The organism is Bacillus pumilus, assembly GCF_003431975.1.
Lineage (GTDB): Bacteria > Bacillota > Bacilli > Bacillales > Bacillaceae > Bacillus > Bacillus pumilus_N.
Window position 1 is genome coordinate 865,844 of record NZ_CP027116.1, and the last position, 18,836, is coordinate 884,679.

Genomic DNA, 18,836 nt, shown 5'->3' on the forward strand with positions numbered 1-18,836 from the left:
AAAATCCCCTTTCAACATCGTCTTGTGTGAGGTGACAAAAGGCCTTTCATTTCGCCCTCGTTTTCATAAGGTGAAACGAATCAAGAAGATGTCAATCTGATTCATCATTTTTTTGAACAGCGACCAATCGTTGGATGAGCTTGCTTAATTCATCAAACTTTCGTTCAAAACGTGTCAGCAAATAAACCGTCAAAATGGCTGGAAAGCCAGCCTGACCGAGCTGCTTCAGCCATTCCTCCGAAAAAAAGGTCTCCATTTGTCTCACCTCCCAGTAGATGCTCGTCTTCTCTATAAGTGGTATGAAAGAAGAAATAGGAAATCAAAGGGGGAGAAAATGAACCATTAGACCCGTTTCACAAAGTTTACTTTTTTTAACTTTTGTCCACTTAATGCAAGTAGAGAGAACAAAGGGGAGGATGCACATGGATTATCGGCTGTTATTGAAAGCAAAATGGAATGAAATCGTTGATCACCCGCTCATTCAGCAATTTTTAAGCAATCCTAAAAACCAGCAGCTGCTTAGGCAAGTCATGGAAGAGCCAAACGAAGAAAATGCGAAAAAACTAGATTCTGAGTTCAAGCAGTTTTATCAAAAAATCCGCATCATCAAGTATATTTCCACAATGATCCGCATCTTTTCAGTCGACTTTGATAAACGAGTCAAAAAAAAGCAGCAACGTTTTCCGCTCATACTCGATCATCCTGATCATCAAGAAGTGAAAGACCCTGTTCAAACAGATGCGTATGAAGCCGTGCTCTTCAACCAGCAAGACTTAGGAGAGCACCTGCAAGATCAAACGTTGTACAAGGTCTACCAGCAGCTCACAGACAAACAAAAAATGGTCTTGACCCAAATTTATGTCGAAGGCCAAACGATGAAGGAAATAGCCGATCAGTTAGGCGAAACAAGACAAAACATCTCAAACATCCACAAAAAAGCGCTCAACAAACTAAAAGAAGAAACAGGGGGAGATGTCCGTGCAAGAAGACAAAATGACCAATGGAGAGATGGAAGAACTCATTGAAACCTTCACACCCATGATCAAAAAGAAACTACAAAACACGGCATATCAAGAAAGAGAAGACCTCGAACAAGAACTCTATATCAAACTCATCGAAAAAGTGGACTGGCTGATTTATCAGGAGGGACCTGGCTTCTGGGAGTTTATTGTGGAATATATGACGAAGTTGTAAGAGAGTTAAACAAAAAAAGACTCGCTCACACTGAGCCGAGTCTTAATTTTTTTTGCAGTTTTTCTTCACTGAAAATCCAGCCGGTATAGGAATTTTTGATTTGATGATCCATGTCGATATGGCAGATCGCGACGAAAGGGTAGTGACCTTTGCTACGGTAGCGCAAATCAATGAACCGCACTTCATAATGATCCTTGTATTTATCTACTTCCCACCGGTAGACAGGGGAGAAGGAGAGAAAGGCTGAAATGTTTTCATCTTGTTTGGCAATTTTCATAATGTCAGTATCAGGGACCGGCACACGGTTAAAGGTGTCTAAAATGACAATTTCGCCATTCATGCTGCGTCCAACATGGAAGGAGGATTTACATTTCACTGCAATACGCCATTGTCTGAACTTCATCGTAGGCGAAATAATAATGTCTTCAATCTCATCGAATCGCGCACGCAGCTCACGTTTAATCTGAAGCTGCATGATGACCCTGACGATATAGTAACAGAAAATCACGGTGTACAGCGAGATGAACGTATAGCCGGGATGCCCGCCAATCGCCCAAACGACAATGGCGACAAGATGTGTAAAAAAGATGAACGGATCAAACGTGTTAATAATCCCAAGCGCTACCCATTTCTTTGAAAATGGACGAATGGCCTGTGTGCCGTATGCATTGAATATATCGACAAACACATGAAGCACAACGGCTAATAGGGTCCATAGCCAAAGGTGAAGTATATTCGCCCCTGGCACAAATGGGAAAATCACAGCCGGAATCAGCAATGACCAAAACAGTACAGCCGGAATGGAATGTGTAAATCCTCGGTGATTTCTTATATAAACCGCATTATTTTTTAGTTTTAGCACAGTATCAATGTCTGGTGCTTGGGAGCCGGCGATGGTCGCGATCATCACGGCGTGTGCCATGTGTGGATCTGCGCTGACGGCTGGATCTAAAAGTGCAAGTCCCCCAAGAGAAATGCCCATTACTACATGAGTACCAGTGTCCAATTGATTACCTCCTAGTTGTCATGCTTAGGAACAATCATACAAAGTATACGTCTCCAATCAAGACTATGTGCAAAATCACTTTTGCTTTATCCCGATTTAATGTAACATGTTAACGTATCTACAAACAGTATACAACAAATAAGGTTCTTTTCAGAACGTTAGCCCTCGGTCCAATGAGAAGGAGTATAGATATGAAAGACATTCAAGAAAAGCTGGACCGCAAAGATATTGCGGGTTTTCAGCATGATTTAATTGATTGGTATGAAAAAGAACAACGAACATTGCCATGGCGTGAAAATCAAGATCCATACCGCGTCTGGGTATCAGAAGTGATGCTTCAGCAGACGAGAGTAGATACGGTCATTCCGTACTTCAACCGGTTTATGGAGCAATTCCCGACGGTGAAAGATCTCGCTTTAGCTGATGAAGAAAAGGTCATGAAAGCATGGGAAGGTCTTGGCTACTACTCAAGAGTGCGTAATTTACAGGCAGCCGTGAAAGAAGTATATGAAACCTATGACGGTATTGTCCCTGATACGAAAGAACAATTTTCAAAGCTCAAAGGTGTAGGTCCGTATACGAGCGGCGCAGTACTGAGTATCGCCTATAACAAGCCGTACCCTGCGGTAGATGGCAACGTCATGAGGGTCATTTCCCGTATTTTGTCCATATGGGATGATATTGCAAAACCAAAAACGAGAAATATTTTCGAGTTTGCGGTGGATCAGCTCATTTCCCGGGAAAAGCCGTCAGAATTCAATCAAGGGTTGATGGAGCTAGGTGCGCTCATTTGCACCCCAACCTCACCTGCCTGCCTTATTTGCCCTGTAAACATGCATTGCTCGGCACTTGAAGAAGGCGTTCAGCATGAGCTTCCAGTGAAAAGTAAAAAGAAAAAGCCGACTGCAAAATCAATGGCAGCAGCGGTATTATTTGATGACGCAGGCCACTTCTATATTCATAAGCGTCCAAGTACAGGTCTGCTTGCTAATTTATGGGAATTCCCTAATTTAGAAACCATAAAGGGAAGAAAAACGGAAAAAGAGCAGCTGATGGATTTCTTAAAAGAGGAGGCAGGTGTACAAGCAGAGCTTGGTGACTTAGAAGGCACCATTCAGCATGTATTTACCCACCTCATTTGGAATATTTCTGTTTTCTTTGGACGTGTCACGTCTGTATCAGATGACACTGCATTAAAAAAAGTCACACGAGAAGAATTTGAGGCATATGCTTTGCCAGTCTCACATCAAAAAATTTGGAAGATGGCACTTGAAGAGCCTAGTCGTATTTAACCGTTGTACCGTGGGTATAATCGGCTTCATTTCGGTGCAGACCCCCACGGTTTTCAATTTCAGAAATGATTTCTCGATACTTAGATTGCCCTTCTTCGTTTAAATAAGGTAAAATTTGTTGGAAAGCATGATGAAAAAAAGCAAGCTCAGTATCTTTCCATTGATCCTTTGACATCATGCCAAGCTGGCTTAAATCGCGTCCGACATACATGAATGTAACCTCCTAATAGGAACTTTCCTATTAGTGTGAAGCGAATGGACGAAAACTATTCAAATCAGGAGATGAACCATAATGAGTCAACGTAAATGTGCATTAATTACAGGAAGCAGCAGGGGAGTAGGGAAAGAAGTAGCCCTTCGCCTAGCTGAAAAAGGATATGACATTGTCATTAACTATGCAAGAAGCAAAAAAGCAGCACTTGAAACAGCTGAAGAAATTGAAGCGATGGGTGTTAAAACATTGGTTGTCAAAGCCAACGTAGGACAACCAGAAAAAATCAAAGATATGTTCCAGCAAATCGACGAAACCTTTGGCCGTTTAGATGTATTTGTGAACAATGCGGCATCAGGCGTTCAGCGTCCAATCATGGACCTTGAAGAAAATCATTGGGACTGGACGATGAACATCAATGCGAAAGCTTTATTATTCTGCGGACAAGAAGCGGCCAAATTAATGGAGAAAAACGGGGGCGGACATATCGTCAGCATTAGCTCACTAGGCTCCATCCGCTACCTTGAAAATTACACGGTGGTCGGTGTATCTAAAGCAGCACTAGAAGCTTTGACACGCTACCTATCCGTTGAGCTTTCACAAAAAAATATCGTCGTGAATGCCGTATCTGGCGGCGCGATTGATACAGATGCACTAAAGCACTTCCCGAACCGAGAAGAGCTATTAGAAGACGCCAAGAAAAATACACCAGCTGGCCGAATGGTGGAAATTAAAGATATGGTCGACAGTGTAGAATTCCTTGTATCAGGCAAAGCAGATATGATAAGAGGACAGACGATTATCGTGGATGGCGGACGTTCGTTGCTCGTTTAAAAAAATCATGAATAAGATGTACACCTTCTGCACAAATTAATGTGCGTGGAGGTGATAATGATGGATAAACAACAAAACAAAACAAACGCACAACAAGTGAAAAAACAAAACCAAGCTGCTGCACAAGGCGGTCAATATGGCACTGAATTTGCTAGCGAGACTGACGCACAGCACGTAAAAAAATACAACCAAAAAGCTGAGCAAAACAAACAACAAAACAGCTAATCACTGAAACAGAGGAAAGCACTTCATCTACGAATGAAGTGCTTTTCTTTTTGCCTCTCACCACCATCCGACAAAACCTGTAAAACCTCTACATAAACAGTCAAAGGATTTCCTTGTTCTTTCAAGAAATGGTATACAGACAAAAAGTGGATTCAAATCAAAGGGAGGAGTTAGATGTCTGATTTTGATCAGCTTGTAAAAGAACAAATGCAGCTCATGGATCAGCTACTTGATGTACAGGGAGAACTCGATCTATGCTTAGAAACAGAAAAACAATTGCTGCAGGATGAAAAAAAAGAAGAGTGGACAAGGCTTCACGATCAAATCAAACAGAAGCGAGAGGAACTGCAAAAAGTCCAAACCTTATTTACAAAACAGACAGAACAAGTCATCAATTCGTATAAACAAATGGAGAAAAGCTCAACTGTGATGTAAAAGAGTGTGCCGTTCAATTGGGTTGAATGGCTTTTTCATTTCATTTTTTAATGATGTAACGGTATAATATAATAGAGACATGTTTAGTTTGGAAATTAGGTCTTTGGACTGTTAGGTTTGTTTGTTATAGAAAGTAGGGGAGAAAATATGGGCTATCCCAAGGAAGGAGAAACCATCCAAATTCAAAGCTATAAACACAATGGCTTGATCCACAGGATTTGGAATGAAACCACCATTCTGAAAGCAACGGAATTGTGTATCATTGGTGCAAACGACCGAACAATGGTGACTGAATCCGACGGCCGTACTTGGATGACGAGAGAACCGGCTATTTGCTATTTCCATGCAAAACAATGGTTTAATGTAATTGGGATGCTTAGAGATGATGGGGTATATTATTACTGCAACATCAGCTCTCCTTTTGCGACAGATGAAGAGGCAATTAAGTATATTGATTACGATTTAGATGTCAAAGTCTTTCCAGACATGACGTACAATATTTTGGATGAGGACGAATATGCAGATCATAAGAGGCAGATGAATTATCCAAAGGAAATCGATAGTATCTTAAGAGAGCATCTGAATACATTATTGCATTGGATTCACCAGCGGAAAGGTCCGTTTGCTCCTGAATTTGTAGATATGTGGTATGAACGTTTTTTACATTATACAAAATAAGCAAGAACAGCAAAAACCTGTTTAGCTTTTTAGGCTAACAGGTTTTTGACTGCGTACGGATAAGAGGCACTGATAGATTGGGAAGGAGATTTACATGGGGGTCATTAAACGCTACATGGCTTTTGTTACACCGTATAAAAAACAGATTGCATTGACAATGGTAATCGGGATGATCAAGTTCTCGATTCCCTTAACATTGCCTCTGCTTTTAAAGTATGTCATAGATGATGTCATTCAAGGCTCGGGGTCGGCTGAAGAAAAGACATCATCTCTACTAATGATTATGGGAATCATGCTCGTCTTATTTTTAGTGATGAGACCGCCTGTTGAATACTATAGACAATACTATGCGCAGTGGACAGGCAGTAAGGTATTATTTGATATACGAGAAAAGTTGTTTTCGCATATTCAAAAGCTCAGCCTTCGTTATTATGCCAACACGAGAACAGGGGAAATTATTTCAAGGGTCATCAACGATGTGGAGCAGACAAAAGAGTTTGTCATCACAGGTCTTATGAACATTTGGCTTGATTTGATGACCGTGCTGATCGTGATCGCCATTATGTGTACACTGGATATCAAGCTCACCATCGTGTCTGTCATTATTTTTCCATTATATGCGTTTGCAGTGAAGTATTTTTACGGCAGGCTCCGCAGGCTGACTAAAGAACGGTCGCAGGCGCTTGCTGAAGTACAAGGGCATCTGCATGAGCGGGTACAAGGAATGCCAGTCATTCGGAGCTTTGCTATTGAAAAATATGAACAAGAAAATTTTCATGATGAAAACAAAAATTTCTTAAACAAAGCAATCAACCACACGAATTGGAACGCCAAAACATTTGCCGTCGTCAATACCATCACTGACATTGCACCGCTCTTAATCATTGCATTTGCTGGCTACACCGTGATTAATGGATCACTTTCGATCGGGACGATGATTGCCTTTGTTGGTTATATTGACCGGATGTACAACCCGATTCGCCGCCTTATTAACTCATCCACGACTTTAACTCAGTCGGTAGCGTCAATGGATCGTATCTTTGAATTTATTGATGAGCCGTATGAGGTAACAGATCGGCCGAATGCAAAAGAAGCCATTCATTTAAAAGGAGAGGTCGAATTTAAAAATGTGTCGTTTCGTTATGAACACACCCAGGAAGAGATTTTGCACAATATCTCCTTGAAGGTAGAAAAAGGGCAAACGGTTGCACTTGTAGGAATGAGCGGTGGGGGTAAGTCCACTCTCGTCAGCTTAATTCCAAGATTTTATGATGTGACAAACGGGTCACTTGAAATTGATGGCATTGATATAAAAGAATACAAAGCAAGAAGCCTTCGAAATCAAGTTGGAATGGTGCTGCAAGATACCTTCCTATTTAGTGACACGATTAAAGAAAATATTGCGGTTGGAGATCCAGAAGCGTCTTTTGAAAAAATTGTTTCGGCTGCAAAAGCGGCAAATGCCCATGATTTTATTATGTCTCTTCCTGAAGGATATGACACGAAGGTAGGAGAACGGGGTGTGAAGCTGTCAGGTGGTCAAAAACAACGGATTTCCATTGCAAGGGTCTTTCTAAAAAATCCACCGCTTTTGATTTTAGATGAAGCAACGTCTGCACTAGATTTAGAAAGTGAACATTACATTCAAGAAGCGATGCAAAAACTAGCGAAGGATCGCACGACCTTCATTGTCGCGCACCGCTTATCGACAATTACACATGCGGACCTCATTGTGGTCATGGAGCAAGGCGAGATTGTGGAAAAAGGAACACACGAAGAATTAATGAACAGAGACAGCCACTATCGCCATCTATTTACCATTCAAACATTAAATTAGTAGAAGCCTATCCGATTCTAGCGGATAGGCTTTTTTATGCTTGTCAAAAACATGACATATTTCCCAGCTTGTCTCAATACAATTTTAAAAAGTAAGACGGGGTGGTGAATATGTGAAAGAACAAGACGTGCTGCTAGATGTCAAACAGCTGTCCATTGCATTTCAGCAAAAAAAGCAAAAAGTACCCATCGTCCATCACATATCGTTCTCGATTCAAAAAGGGGAAACCTTAGGAATTGTTGGCGAATCTGGCTGCGGGAAAAGTATCACATCTATGTCATTAATGGGGCTGAACCAGCAAACAGAGACAACGGGAGAGATCCAATTCGAAGGGCAAAATCTGCTGTCGCTTTCAGAAAAACAGTGGCGAGAGATAAGAGGAAATGACATTTCGATGATTTTCCAAGAGCCGATGACCTCTCTCAACCCATTAATGACCATCGGCAAACAAATGACGGAAGCCCTTTTCACACATCAAGCAATCGGTCAGAAAGAAGCAAAAGCGAAGGCGGTTGATCTGCTTCAGACAGTCGGATTGAAGCAAGCAGAATCGTTGCTTAAAAAATACCCGCATGAATTATCAGGCGGCATGCGCCAGCGAGTCATGATTGCGATGGCGATGCTTTGTCATCCAAAGCTCATGATCGCAGATGAACCAACAACTGCACTCGATGTGACCATCCAAGCACAAATCCTTCGGTTGCTCAAAAAGCTGAACGAAGAGATGGACACCGCTATTTTATTTATTACCCATGATCTAGGCGTCGTGCGGCAAATATGCCAGCGAGTCATGATCATGTACGCTGGCCGAATTGTAGAAGAAGGAACCGTTGACCGTATTTTTCAAAAGCCTCTGCACCCCTACACAAAAGGTCTTTTCGCCTCAGTTCCATCGTTTAAAGAGAAAAAAGAAAAGCTCATCTCAATTTCAGGTCATGTACCTAAGCCGGGAGCCATTCGATCCGGCTGTCAATTTGCCGCGCGCTGCCCTTATCAAATGGCGCAATGTCTTGAAAAAGATCCAGCCTTACAATCCATTGAACAAGATCACCGCGTCGCATGCTTTCTAATGGAAGGAGGAGAAGACACTGAGTCCCCCACTCTTGCAAGTGAATCAGCTGACAAAACGGTATGACACTGCTGCTTTTTTTTCAAAACACAAACATTCAACTCTGGCTTTAAATCAAGTGTCCTTTCATGTGAAGGAAGGGGAAACACTTGGCATTGTTGGTGAATCAGGCTGCGGAAAATCAACACTTGGCAAAAGCTTAATGAGATTAACTGAACCGACGTCAGGCTCTATTCAACTGAACGGGCAAGAGGTCACTCTTTTGAAAGAAAGAGAGATGCGTTCTTTAAGAAAAGACATTCAAATGATTTTTCAAGATCCATACGCTTCATTAAATCCACGAATGAAAATCAAAGATATTTTAGAGGAACCGCTCATTGTTCATCGGCACGGGACGAAAGCAGAAAGGCGGAAACGGGTAAAAGAGATGTTACACATTGTCGGGTTTGATCCTTCTTTCGGAGAACGTTATGCACATCAATTCAGCGGCGGACAAAGGCAGCGTATTGGTATCGCTAGAGCACTTATTACCCATCCAAGTCTTGTCATTGCCGATGAACCCGTTTCGGCTTTAGATGTATCCGTTCAAGCCCAAATTTTGAATTTGATGCTTGAATTGCAAAAGACGCTTTCTCTGACGTACCTGTTTATTTCCCACGATCTTGGTGTTGTCAGGTATATGAGCGACCGAATCGCAGTCATGTATGCTGGCCGAATTGTCGAGATGGGGCCTGCCGAAGACGTGTTTCACAGCCCGCTTCATCCTTATACGTCACTGCTTCTGAAATCCATTCCACATATGGATCACGTGCTAGAGACACAAGATGTGTCAGCAGAGGAGTCTACCATCACGTCAAGCGGTGGCTGTCCTTTCTACAAAAGGTGTCCAAAAAGGTGGGGAAAATGCCTAAAAGCAGTACCTGCTTTGTATGAAGAGGAACCCGGGCATGCGGCGGCGTGTTACTTATATCAAAAGGAGGAACACAATGAAGAAGACATGGTTATTCAGTAGTTTCATTTTTGTGCTGGCGCTTGCACTATTTTTGGGGGGATGCTCGTCCGCTCCGTCATCAGAAGAAAAAGCAACAAAAGACACCCTCGTATTTGGCAGAGGAGGAGACTCCACTTCACTTGATCCGATCACAACGACAGAAGGTGAAACCTTCAAGGTCACGGAAAATATATTTGAAAAACTACTGAATTATGGTGAGAAAGACACGACCATCCACCCCGGTCTCGCAACAGATTGGGATGTAGCAAAGGACGGAAAATCGTACACATTCTACTTAAGAGAAGGTGTGAAATTTCACGATGGCACAGACTTTAACGCAGAAGCAGTGAAATTCAACTTTGACCGCTGGATGAATGGTGATGCAGAAAAATTTCCTTACTACGGCATGTTTGGCGGCTATAAAAAAGATAAAGGACATGTCATTAAAGACATTATCGTTAAAGGGGAGCATGAAGTTGAATTTCAGCTAAAACGCCCGCAGGCGACATTCCTCAAAAACATAGCCATGTCACCATTTGGCATTGCAAGTCCTGCGGCTGTTGAAAAGAGCGGCAATTCATTTCGTGAAAATCCAGTAGGTACAGGACCATTCAAATTTAAAGAGTGGAAGCAAAACGACCGTATTGTGTTAGAAAAGAACAAAGATTACTGGCAGAAGGATAAACCAAAGTTGAACCAAATTATCTTCCGCTCCATTCCAGAAAACTCGGCTCGTTTAAATGCCTTGAAAACAGGTGAGATCGATTTGATGGATGGGGTGAATCCGTCAGATTTAGAGGGCATTAAAACCGACAAAGCGCTCCAGCTCATTGAAAGACCATCAATGAACGTAGGCTATATCGGACTGACCGTCACAAGAAAGCCGCTTGATAACAAGCTCGTTCGTCAGGCACTCAATTATGCAGTTGACAAAGAATCCATCATTGAGTCATTTTATGGCGGACTTGCCGAGCCAGCAAAAAACCCTCTTCCGCCAGCTTTAGAAGGCTACAATGACGACATTGATCCGTATCCGTATGATCCTGAAAAAGCGAAGAAACTTTTAAAAGAAGCGGGCTTTCCTGACGGCTTTCGTATCAAGCTTTGGGCAATGCCTGTACCGCGTCCATATATGCCAGATGGGATGAAGGTAGCAGAAGTCATTCAATCAAACTTTGAAAAGGTCGGCGTCAAAGCAGAAATTGTGACATATGACTGGGCGACCTATTTAGATAAGGCAAGTAAAGGAGAAGCGGATGTGTTCTTGTTAGGCTGGACAGGGGACAATGGCGATCCTGATAATTTCATCTACACACTTTTGGACAAAGACAGCATTGGCGGCAACAACTATACATTCTTCGAAAACGATAAAATGCACGACATCCTCATTGAAGCGCAGACAGACACAGATCAAAAGAAACGAAACGAACTATATAAAAAAGCACAAGAAATCATTCATGATGAAGCACCTTGGATTCCATTGGTGCATTCGATCCCAATGCTAGCAGCATCTAGTGATTTAAAAGGCTACCAGCCGCATCCAACTGGTTCAGAAGCTTTGACTGACGTGCATTTCGAATAAGCAAGTAAGGGAGATCTTGTATCTCCCTTATTCAAACAAAGAAAAGGCGGTGAAAGCTGTTTGTTTGCTTATTGTATGAAGCGGGCAGGAATGCTCATCCCAGTACTGATCGGAATGACGTTGGTCGTGTTTTCAATTATACGGTTTATTCCAGGGAACCCAGCACAAGTTATCTTAGGACAGCGGGCAACAAAAGAGGCAGTAGAACAATTAACCATCCAGCTAGGTTTAAATGAGCCGTGGTATGTTCAATACGGACATTACATGCTGGGCCTTTTAAAAGGAGATTTAGGGACTTCGATACGAACAGGAGCGGCTATTGCCCAGGAAATGAAGCCTTACTTATTTGCGACGTTAGAATTGACCTTTTTTGCCATGGTGCTGGCGATCGTTGTAGGAGTGAATGCCGGAATCATCAGTGCTTGGTTTAAACATTCTTTCTTTGATTATGTCGCGATGTTTATTGCACTCATTGGAGTGTCCATGCCAATTTTCTGGTTAGGCCTGATGGGACAGTGGCTGTTTTCAATCGAATTAGGTATTTTGCCGACAACGGGCCGTGAAAACGTAAGGAATCCAGTGGAATCGATTACCTATATTCATACGCTGGACACGCTTTTACAAGGCCAGTTTGATCAATTCACTGACAGCATCAAGCATTTGATCTTGCCAAGCACAGCACTTGCCACAATTCCTGCTGCGATTATTGCGAGGATTACGAGGGCAAGTATGCTAGAAGTGCTTCATTCAGACTTTATTCGAACAGCAAAAGCAAAAGGGGTACGTTCATTTTTCATCATTTATCAGCATGGGCTGAAAAATGCGCTTATTCCGATCTTGACGATTATTGGTCTTCAGACAGGCCTCTTGCTTGGCGGAGCGATTTTAACAGAGACCATCTTTGCTTGGCCGGGAATTGGTCGGTATATATACGACGCCATCAGCTATCGTGATTACCCAGTCATTCAAACAGGCATTCTCGTCGTTGCGCTCATATTTGTCCTGATCAATTTCATTGTGGACATCTTGTATGCGGTCATTGATCCAAGGATTAAGTATTAGGGAAGGAGAGTGACAACATGGAAGCGCAAAAAGAGCTTGAACCACCTCAACCAAAAGAAGAACGCTCTCAATCATTGATTCTCGAATCGATGAAGCAGTTCTTTCAGCACAAGCTAGCGGTCATTGGCAGTGTGATTGTCTTTTTATTTCTCATTCTAGCGATATTCGCACCGCTCATTGCTCCCTTTGGAATCAATGAACAATCTCTCGGTGAGCGATTTAGTGCCCCTTCAGCTGCGCACTGGTTTGGTACGGATGATTTCGGCAGAGATATATTTTCAAGAGTTGTGCATGGTGCGCGGATTTCCTTATGGGTCGGTTTCTTCTCAGTTCTCGGGTCTGTCATTTTAGGCACACTGCTTGGATTGATAGCAGGCTATGGGGGAAGAGTGCTAGATGCTGTGATCTCAAGATTGTTTGATATTTTACTTGCTTTTCCTAGCATTCTACTGGCGATTGCGATCGTCTCCATCTTAGGTCCCTCCTTACAAAATGCCCTTATTGCCATTGCGATTATTAATGTCCCAACCTTCGGACGACTCGTTCGTTCAAAGGTGCTGAGTATTAAACAAGAAGAATACGTGCTGGCAGCAAAGGCGGTTGGGATGTCTCACCGCCGCATCGTGCTGCGACATATCCTGCCAAATAGTATGGTGCCGGTCATCGTACAGGCGACGCTTGCGATCGGAACTGCGATTATCGAGGCAGCCGCTTTAGGCTTTTTAGGATTGGGGGCACAGGCACCAAGCCCAGAGTGGGGGAAAATGCTCGCCGATGCGAGACCCTATCTCGTTCAAGCCCCTTGGACATTAATTTTCCCAGGCGTAGCGATCATGCTGACAGTTTTAGGTTTTAACCTGATGGGAGATGGATTACGAGACACACTAGATCCTAAAATGAAGAAAATAAAATAAGACCAATTCTAGGAATTGGTCTCAGCGTGTAGACAAACCCTCGCATTCTTTGTCAGGTCTGCGCGCTGGTGCTCACGAATGTTCAATTCGCTCCGCGCCAGTGCTCGCCCTTCCTAGACTTCAAAGGTTTTCTATCACGCTGAAAAGAAGACAAAGGGCTAAAATAAAGATCATTTTAGCCCTTTGTCAACAACCTGAAACCAATTCTAGGAATTGGTCTTTTCTGTTTATGCTTCTTTTTCTTCTGTCTCAATTTCACTGTCTTTTGGGTGATACGTCTGGAAGCTTGTAATCAATGTATCTAAATGCTCTAGTTCATCACGATATTCGATAATGCTAGACATGACATTCAGCATATTGTAATCAAGCAAGTCGTTTTCTTGGTTTTGCTGATGCTGAATAAATGATTTCGTTAACGTTTCAAGGCGAAGAGAGCATTCGTTTTGAAATTCATCGTCCTGCGGTTTCATTTTTCCAACAAACTTCATCAAGGTACGCTCATGCCAATACAGTAAATAATCGATCTCATCCGTTAAGCTTTCCTGGAAATGCTCTGGCATCAAATGAATTTCATTTTCTAATTTATGAAGCTTTTTCAGCAAGTACAGTGCTCGATTAGACGTCATGATTGCCTGTCTGAATAAAACAAGCTTTCTAGATTTAACATAAGTTGTTTTCTTTAAATAGCTTCGTTCTTCTTTGTATAACAAGTAAATGTGATCTAATTTGATCATGCGTTCTTTTATTTGATCGATGTCATCCTTTAAAGTGGAATGATCAGTAGACTGTCTGGAGCTCAGACGGATCCATTTTAAAATCTCCTCCGTATTTTCCATAATGTGATGAACAAGCTTTGTTTCATACTTTGGCGGCAGGAAGATTAAATTCACTAAAAATGAAGAAAGTACTCCTAACACCACAGTTGCTGTTCGAATTAAGGCAAAGGAAAGGAAATGATCCCCTGCACTTTCTAAAATCGCAATGACGGTTACAAGTGCAATTGGAATCGTGTGTTCAATCTTCAGCTTTAAATTAATGGCGATAACCATGACGGCGGTTAAACCGATAATGACTGGTCCTGTGCCAAAAAGCAGACCGAACGTAATAGCAAGTGCTGCTCCAATAATATTGGCTTGCACTTGATCAATAATCGTTAAAAAAGATCGGTAAATAGATGGCTGGATAGCGAATACAGCTGCAATCCCCGCAAAGACGGGTGTTGGCAACCCAAGCCATGTTGCCAGGTAAAGCGCGAGTACAATGGCAATACCAGTTTTTAAAATACGGGCTCCAAGTTTCATTGGTTTTGTCCCTGCATTCCTTTCTTTTTGATAATAGATGATCACTCGTCATTTATTATAAATATTTTGATGAACAATTAAGTAATATACAGCGGTCTTCCGAAATATTCAAGTGATTTTTGAAAGTTCATGAAAACATCAAAAGAAGGTATTGAGAAGAAATGTAACAGATTCCCACGCTTTTGACAAACAAGAGCTGGTAAATAAAAAAACAGGTGCATTTTTTTACACCTGTTTTTTGACCTTATTATGATTGTTTCAACTGTTCAAACGCATGATCTACTGCTTGTAGCGTCTCAGAAATATCTTTTTCAGTATGTGCGATCGTTAAGAACCAAGCTTCATATTTAGAAGGAGCGAGGTTAATTCCTTGCGAAAGCATTAATTTGAAGAAGCGGGCGAACATTTCGCCATCCGTATTTTCAGCTTGCTCATAGTTCACAATGGTTTCTTTTGTGAAATAGACAGTAAGAGCCCCTTTTAAGCGGTTCACTGTAATATCTACTTGATGTTTTTTTGCATGGGCTAAAATGCCTTCTTCTAACATAGCGCCAAGCTGATCAAGACGCTCGTATACACCGTCTTCTTTTAACACTTCCAAGCATGCAATGCCCGAAAGAATAGATGCAGGGTTTCCTGCCATCGTTCCAGCTTGATAGGCTGGCCCAAGAGGAGCGACTTGCTCCATTATTTCTTTTTTACCGCTGTAAGCACCGATCGGAAGTCCGCCGCCAATGATTTTGCCTAATGCAGTGAGGTCCGGTTTTACTTGAAGCAAGTCCTGTGCTCCTCCGTACATAAAGCGGAACGCTGTAATCACTTCATCATAGATCACCAGTGCGCCCTTTTCATGAGTGAGGTCATTGACCTGCTGCAAGAAACCGTCCTTAGGCTCCACGATGCCGAAGTTACCGACAATTGGCTCCACAAGGACTGCGGCGACTTCATCGCCCCATCGATCTAATGCTTCTTTGTAGCTGTCAATATCATTAAACGGAACGGTGATGACTTCATTGGCGATGCTTTTTGGTACGCCCGCTGAATCAGGTGTTCCTAATGTAGAAGGACCAGAGCCAGCTGCCACAAGTACAAGATCAGAGTGCCCGTGATAGCATCCAGCAAACTTAATGATCTTTGTTCTGCCTGTATATGCGCGCGCGACACGAATCGTTGTCATCACTGCTTCTGTACCTGAATTAACAAAGCGGACCTTGTCCAAAGCAGGCATGGCTTCCTTCAGCATTTTAGCAAAAGTGACTTCATGCTTCGTTGGCGTTCCGTAAAGAACTCCTGATTCAGCCGCTTTCGTAATGGCTTTTGTAATATGCGGGTGGGCATGTCCTGTAATAATAGGACCGTATGCTGCCAGGAAATCGATATAGCGGTTTCCATCAACATCCCAGAAATAAGCGCCTTCTCCTCTTTCCATAGCAACGGGTGAACCGCCGCCTACTGCCTTATATGAACGAGACGGGCTGTTGACACCTCCAACAATATGCTCCAGCGCCTCTTGATGTAATGTTTCTGATTCTGTGAATTTCATAAATAGCCTCCTATCTCAACGTATCACGTCGTCTATCATTATTTTAACATGCCAATGCAAGCGTCCTTAGTTGAATATCCTCTCAAAATTGGATAGGCTATTTAAAAAATAGGTTGGAGGGATTGTGTGATGACAATCGAAGTAGGTCAGCAAGTACCTGAAATCGAATTAACCGGTGACAACGGGGAGAAAGTAAAGCTTTCTGACTTTAAAGGAAAGCATATTGTCCTTTATTTCTATCCAAAAGATATGACACCAGGCTGTACAACAGAAGCATGTGATTTCCGCGATCGCCATCAAAGCTTTGCAGAATTAGATGCTGTCATTATCGGCGTAAGCCCAGACAGTCAGGACAAGCACCAAAAGTTTAAAGAAAAACATGATTTACCGTTCTTGCTGCTTGTAGATGATGAACAGAAATTGTCTGAAGCCTTTGGAGTATGGAAACTGAAGAAGAACTTTGGCAAAGAATACATGGGCATCGAACGATCAACGTTTCTTATTAATAAAGAGGGAACGCTTGTGAAAGAATGGCGAAAAGTCAAGGTGAAAGACCATGTAGAGGAAGCGCTTGAGGAATTGAAAGCTCAAGCTTAATATCATCATAGGATAAGATCGGCAGACATGCCGGTCTTTTTTGTAAAGAAGAATAGGTAAAAAAGAGGATTGTAATTGACAAAGATTCGGCTCTGGGGGTACACTATTTATAAAGATTATAATATAAGAATATTTTTGAAGAGAGGTGCATGATGAAATGGCTGCTCACGAACTAAAAGACGCTTTAGATGCTTTAAAAGAAACCGGTGTTCGAATTACTCCGCAGCGCCATGCCATCTTGGAGTTTCTCGTAAATTCTATGACCCACCCAACCGCGGACGATATATATAAAGCACTTGAAGGGAAATTTCCAAACATGAGTGTCGCAACGGTTTACAACAATTTACGAGTCTTCCGGGAATCTGGATTAGTAAAGGAATTAACGTACGGTGATTCCTCAAGCCGATTTGATTTTGCGACATCTGACCATTACCATGCGATCTGTGAAAACTGCGGTAAAATTGTGGACTTTCATTATCCTGGCCTTGATGAAGTTGAACAGCTTGCATCACATGTGACGGGCTTTAAAGTGAGTCATCATCGCTTGGAGATCTATGGAACTTGTCAAGAATGTGCGAAAAAAGAAAATCATTAATGAAAAAGCTGACCTGTTAAATGGTCAGCTTATTTTTATGACTTTTTTCGATTGTAGGATTCATCAAACTCTTTACCTTCTAATGATGGATCAAGTGTAAGCGGCTCTCTGCAATGCATGCACATGTCCACCCGCCCAAGCACTTTTGTTTCCTTCTGACAGCCTGGACAAACGACACGCACCGCTTTCGTAGAAAGCATACCGATCCAAAAGTAAACCGCTGTACTCAATCCGATCGATAAGACGCCGAGCAGCATAAAGAAAGTCGACAGCCAGATCGATTCCTTAAAGAACACACCAATATACATGATTAGAAAGCCAACAAAAACCAAACTCAGTGCAAATGTTCTGATTTTATTAATCTTACTGGAGTATTTCGCCATCCCTAGTCCCCCTTATCTCCAATATAGCACATTTTACCTTTCTGTTTGAATTAGTTATAGAGTTTTGTGAATAAATTGCTTATAATGATTCAATGATCTTTTTTCTTGAATTGAAGGAATTTTGATTCTATGAGGAGAAATACATAGCATTAGAGAAGAACTTTACACCCGAGTATTGGAGGAATCACTATGGAAAATCTTCTCCGTCCTATTTATCAAGAGAGAGCAAGCCATCCAGACACATTAGCTGTGATTATAGTAGAAAGAAGACACAAAGTATCTTCTGAGACGGATAACTTTGATGCAGCACTCCTTGTCATTGTAAAGGAAGCGGAAGAGCCGTTATTTATTAAGCACTATGAATCCGATCTTCAAACAGCTTCTTTAAATGTTGTCACAGATGAACAGCTGAAGGAATGGATTACCCTAGGCACTAACCGCCGAATCATTGATTGGATTTTGAATGGGAAAGTCCTATTTGATCGGAATGAATATATTTTCAACTTGATTGATGAACTGAGTACATTCCCGTTTTCAGACCGTAAACTTAAAATCGGTTTAGAATACGGTAAGCTCATTCGTAGATATATAGAAGGAAAAGCATTTTTTGAGTCAAATCAATTCCTTGATGCATATAATTCCATTGTGCATGCTCTGCATCACCTGGCACGTATTGAAGTGATTGATAAAGGCTTCCATCCAGAAGTGACGGTTTGGAACCAGGTGCGTCATATGGAGCCGGAAGTATATAAACTTTATTCAGAACTCATTGAAAGTCACGAAAGTCTGCATAAGCGATTAGAACTCTTATTTTTAGCAAATGATTTTTTGATCCATTCAAAAGCAGAAATTGGTGCCGCTCATTTACGTCATGTCATGGAACAGCAAGATATATGGCTTTTTGGCGAGCTACTTGCGCATCCTGATCTCAAGCACTTCACGCCTGACCTTAGCGTCATGATTGATTTCTTTGTGGAAAAAGGCATTGTCCAAGTAGAGCCGATCGAGACAAAGGGGCAAAAAATCTATCATCGAGGATATTTTGTGAAAAAAGATATTGACGCATGAATATTATGATGGTATATTA

Annotated in this window: 21 protein-coding genes and 1 pseudogene; 16 read left to right on the plus strand and 6 right to left on the minus strand. The window is 42.0% G+C overall.

Annotation, left to right across the window (positions count from 1 at the left end):
- Positions 1 to 91 precede the first annotated feature (91 nt).
- Positions 92 to 256 (minus strand): YvrJ family protein, encoded by a 165-nt coding sequence (locus tag C5695_RS04140; protein WP_003217819.1) that lies wholly within the window; start codon positions 254 to 256, stop codon positions 92 to 94.
- A 166-nt stretch (positions 257 to 422) separates the two neighbouring features.
- Here C5695_RS04140 and C5695_RS04145 point away from each other — a divergent pair, with 166 nt between their 5' ends.
- A complete protein-coding gene (locus C5695_RS04145) occupies positions 423 to 1,025 on the plus strand; it encodes a sigma-70 family RNA polymerase sigma factor (protein ID WP_117729456.1) in 603 nt (200 codons plus the stop codon).
- Complete coding sequence (rsoA, locus tag C5695_RS04150; RefSeq protein WP_047947016.1) at positions 973 to 1,194, plus strand: sigma-O factor regulator RsoA; 222 nt, start codon at positions 973 to 975, stop codon at positions 1,192 to 1,194. The genes C5695_RS04145 and rsoA overlap by 53 nt, the downstream gene beginning before the upstream one ends.
- 25 nt (positions 1,195 to 1,219) lie before the next feature.
- Here the strand turns inward: rsoA and C5695_RS04155 are convergent, their stop codons facing one another.
- The gene (locus C5695_RS04155; RefSeq protein ID WP_117729458.1) at positions 1,220 to 2,200 is read right to left on the minus strand and encodes a metal-dependent hydrolase; all 981 of its coding nucleotides are present in this window, start codon (positions 2,198 to 2,200) and stop codon (positions 1,220 to 1,222) included.
- Positions 2,201 to 2,391: 191 nt separating this feature from the next.
- On the opposite strand from C5695_RS04155, the gene mutY reads away from it, so the two are divergent.
- A complete protein-coding gene (gene mutY / locus C5695_RS04160) occupies positions 2,392 to 3,492 on the plus strand; it encodes an A/G-specific adenine glycosylase (protein WP_117729460.1) in 1,101 nt (366 codons plus the stop codon).
- Here mutY and C5695_RS04165 read toward each other — a convergent pair.
- Entirely contained in the window at positions 3,479 to 3,703 is a 225-nt protein-coding gene (locus C5695_RS04165; RefSeq protein ID WP_008341962.1) for a hypothetical protein, read from the minus strand. The genes mutY and C5695_RS04165 overlap by 14 nt on opposite strands.
- A gap of 81 nt (positions 3,704 to 3,784) precedes the next feature.
- Here C5695_RS04165 and fabL point away from each other — a divergent pair, with 81 nt between their 5' ends.
- The 10 genes and pseudogenes from fabL (at position 3,785) to C5695_RS04215 (ending at position 13,330) form a co-directional block, all read left to right on the plus strand.
- Positions 3,785 to 4,537 (plus strand): enoyl-[acyl-carrier-protein] reductase FabL, encoded by a 753-nt coding sequence (fabL, locus tag C5695_RS04170; protein ID WP_024425211.1) that lies wholly within the window; start codon positions 3,785 to 3,787, stop codon positions 4,535 to 4,537.
- A gap of 75 nt (positions 4,538 to 4,612) precedes the next feature.
- Positions 4,613 to 4,762: pseudogene (locus C5695_RS04175) on the plus strand (gamma-type small acid-soluble spore protein); the annotation flags it as partial.
- 174 nt (positions 4,763 to 4,936) lie between these two features.
- Positions 4,937 to 5,197 (plus strand): YgaB family protein, encoded by a 261-nt coding sequence (locus C5695_RS04180; protein WP_117729462.1) that lies wholly within the window; start codon positions 4,937 to 4,939, stop codon positions 5,195 to 5,197.
- A 147-nt stretch (positions 5,198 to 5,344) separates the two neighbouring features.
- On the plus strand, positions 5,345 to 5,875 hold the full coding sequence (gene ntdP, locus C5695_RS04185) for a nucleoside tri-diphosphate phosphatase (RefSeq protein ID WP_012009337.1): 531 nt from the start codon (positions 5,345 to 5,347) through the stop codon (positions 5,873 to 5,875).
- Between the two features lie 94 nt (positions 5,876 to 5,969).
- Positions 5,970 to 7,712, plus strand: coding sequence for an ABC transporter ATP-binding protein (locus tag C5695_RS04190; protein ID WP_117729464.1), 1,743 nt, complete (start codon positions 5,970 to 5,972; stop codon positions 7,710 to 7,712).
- Positions 7,713 to 7,824: 112 nt separating this feature from the next.
- On the plus strand, positions 7,825 to 8,847 hold the full coding sequence (locus tag C5695_RS04195) for an ABC transporter ATP-binding protein (RefSeq protein ID WP_117729466.1): 1,023 nt from the start codon (positions 7,825 to 7,827) through the stop codon (positions 8,845 to 8,847).
- A complete protein-coding gene (locus C5695_RS04200; RefSeq protein ID WP_117729468.1) occupies positions 8,816 to 9,793 on the plus strand; it encodes an ABC transporter ATP-binding protein in 978 nt (325 codons plus the stop codon). The genes C5695_RS04195 and C5695_RS04200 overlap by 32 nt, the downstream gene beginning before the upstream one ends.
- The gene (locus tag C5695_RS04205) at positions 9,768 to 11,354 is read left to right on the plus strand and encodes an ABC transporter substrate-binding protein (protein ID WP_117729470.1); all 1,587 of its coding nucleotides are present in this window, start codon (positions 9,768 to 9,770) and stop codon (positions 11,352 to 11,354) included. Before C5695_RS04200 ends, C5695_RS04205 begins: the two co-directional genes overlap by 26 nt.
- Positions 11,355 to 11,414: 60 nt before the next feature.
- Positions 11,415 to 12,416, plus strand: a complete 1,002-nt coding sequence (locus tag C5695_RS04210) for an ABC transporter permease (RefSeq protein WP_117729473.1) — start codon at positions 11,415 to 11,417, stop codon at positions 12,414 to 12,416.
- Between the two features lie 17 nt (positions 12,417 to 12,433).
- Positions 12,434 to 13,330: an ABC transporter permease gene (locus C5695_RS04215; RefSeq protein WP_117729475.1), complete on the plus strand. Its 897-nt coding sequence runs from the start codon at positions 12,434 to 12,436 to the stop codon at positions 13,328 to 13,330.
- A 227-nt stretch (positions 13,331 to 13,557) separates the two neighbouring features.
- On the opposite strand, the gene C5695_RS04225 is transcribed toward C5695_RS04215, so the two are convergent.
- Positions 13,558 to 14,631 (minus strand): FUSC family protein, encoded by a 1,074-nt coding sequence (locus C5695_RS04225; protein WP_117729479.1) that lies wholly within the window; start codon positions 14,629 to 14,631, stop codon positions 13,558 to 13,560.
- 247 nt (positions 14,632 to 14,878) lie between these two features.
- Positions 14,879 to 16,174 (minus strand): glutamate-1-semialdehyde 2,1-aminomutase, encoded by a 1,296-nt coding sequence (locus C5695_RS04230; protein WP_117729482.1) that lies wholly within the window; start codon positions 16,172 to 16,174, stop codon positions 14,879 to 14,881.
- 129 nt (positions 16,175 to 16,303) lie between these two features.
- On the opposite strand from C5695_RS04230, the gene bcp reads away from it, so the two are divergent.
- Both bcp and perR read left to right on the plus strand, forming a co-directional pair.
- The gene (gene bcp / locus C5695_RS04235) at positions 16,304 to 16,771 is read left to right on the plus strand and encodes a thioredoxin-dependent thiol peroxidase (RefSeq protein WP_117729484.1); all 468 of its coding nucleotides are present in this window, start codon (positions 16,304 to 16,306) and stop codon (positions 16,769 to 16,771) included.
- Between the two features lie 157 nt (positions 16,772 to 16,928).
- A complete protein-coding gene (gene perR, locus C5695_RS04240; protein ID WP_012009347.1) occupies positions 16,929 to 17,366 on the plus strand; it encodes a peroxide-responsive transcriptional repressor PerR in 438 nt (145 codons plus the stop codon).
- Between the two features lie 35 nt (positions 17,367 to 17,401).
- Here the strand turns inward: perR and C5695_RS04245 are convergent, their stop codons facing one another.
- A complete protein-coding gene (locus C5695_RS04245) occupies positions 17,402 to 17,749 on the minus strand; it encodes a YgzB family protein (protein WP_117729486.1) in 348 nt (115 codons plus the stop codon).
- Positions 17,750 to 17,938: 189 nt separating this feature from the next.
- Between C5695_RS04245 and C5695_RS04250 the strand changes: the two genes are divergently transcribed.
- Entirely contained in the window at positions 17,939 to 18,817 is an 879-nt protein-coding gene (locus tag C5695_RS04250) for a nucleotidyltransferase-like protein (protein WP_117729488.1), read from the plus strand.
- The last annotated feature ends 19 nt before the right edge of the window (positions 18,818 to 18,836 follow it).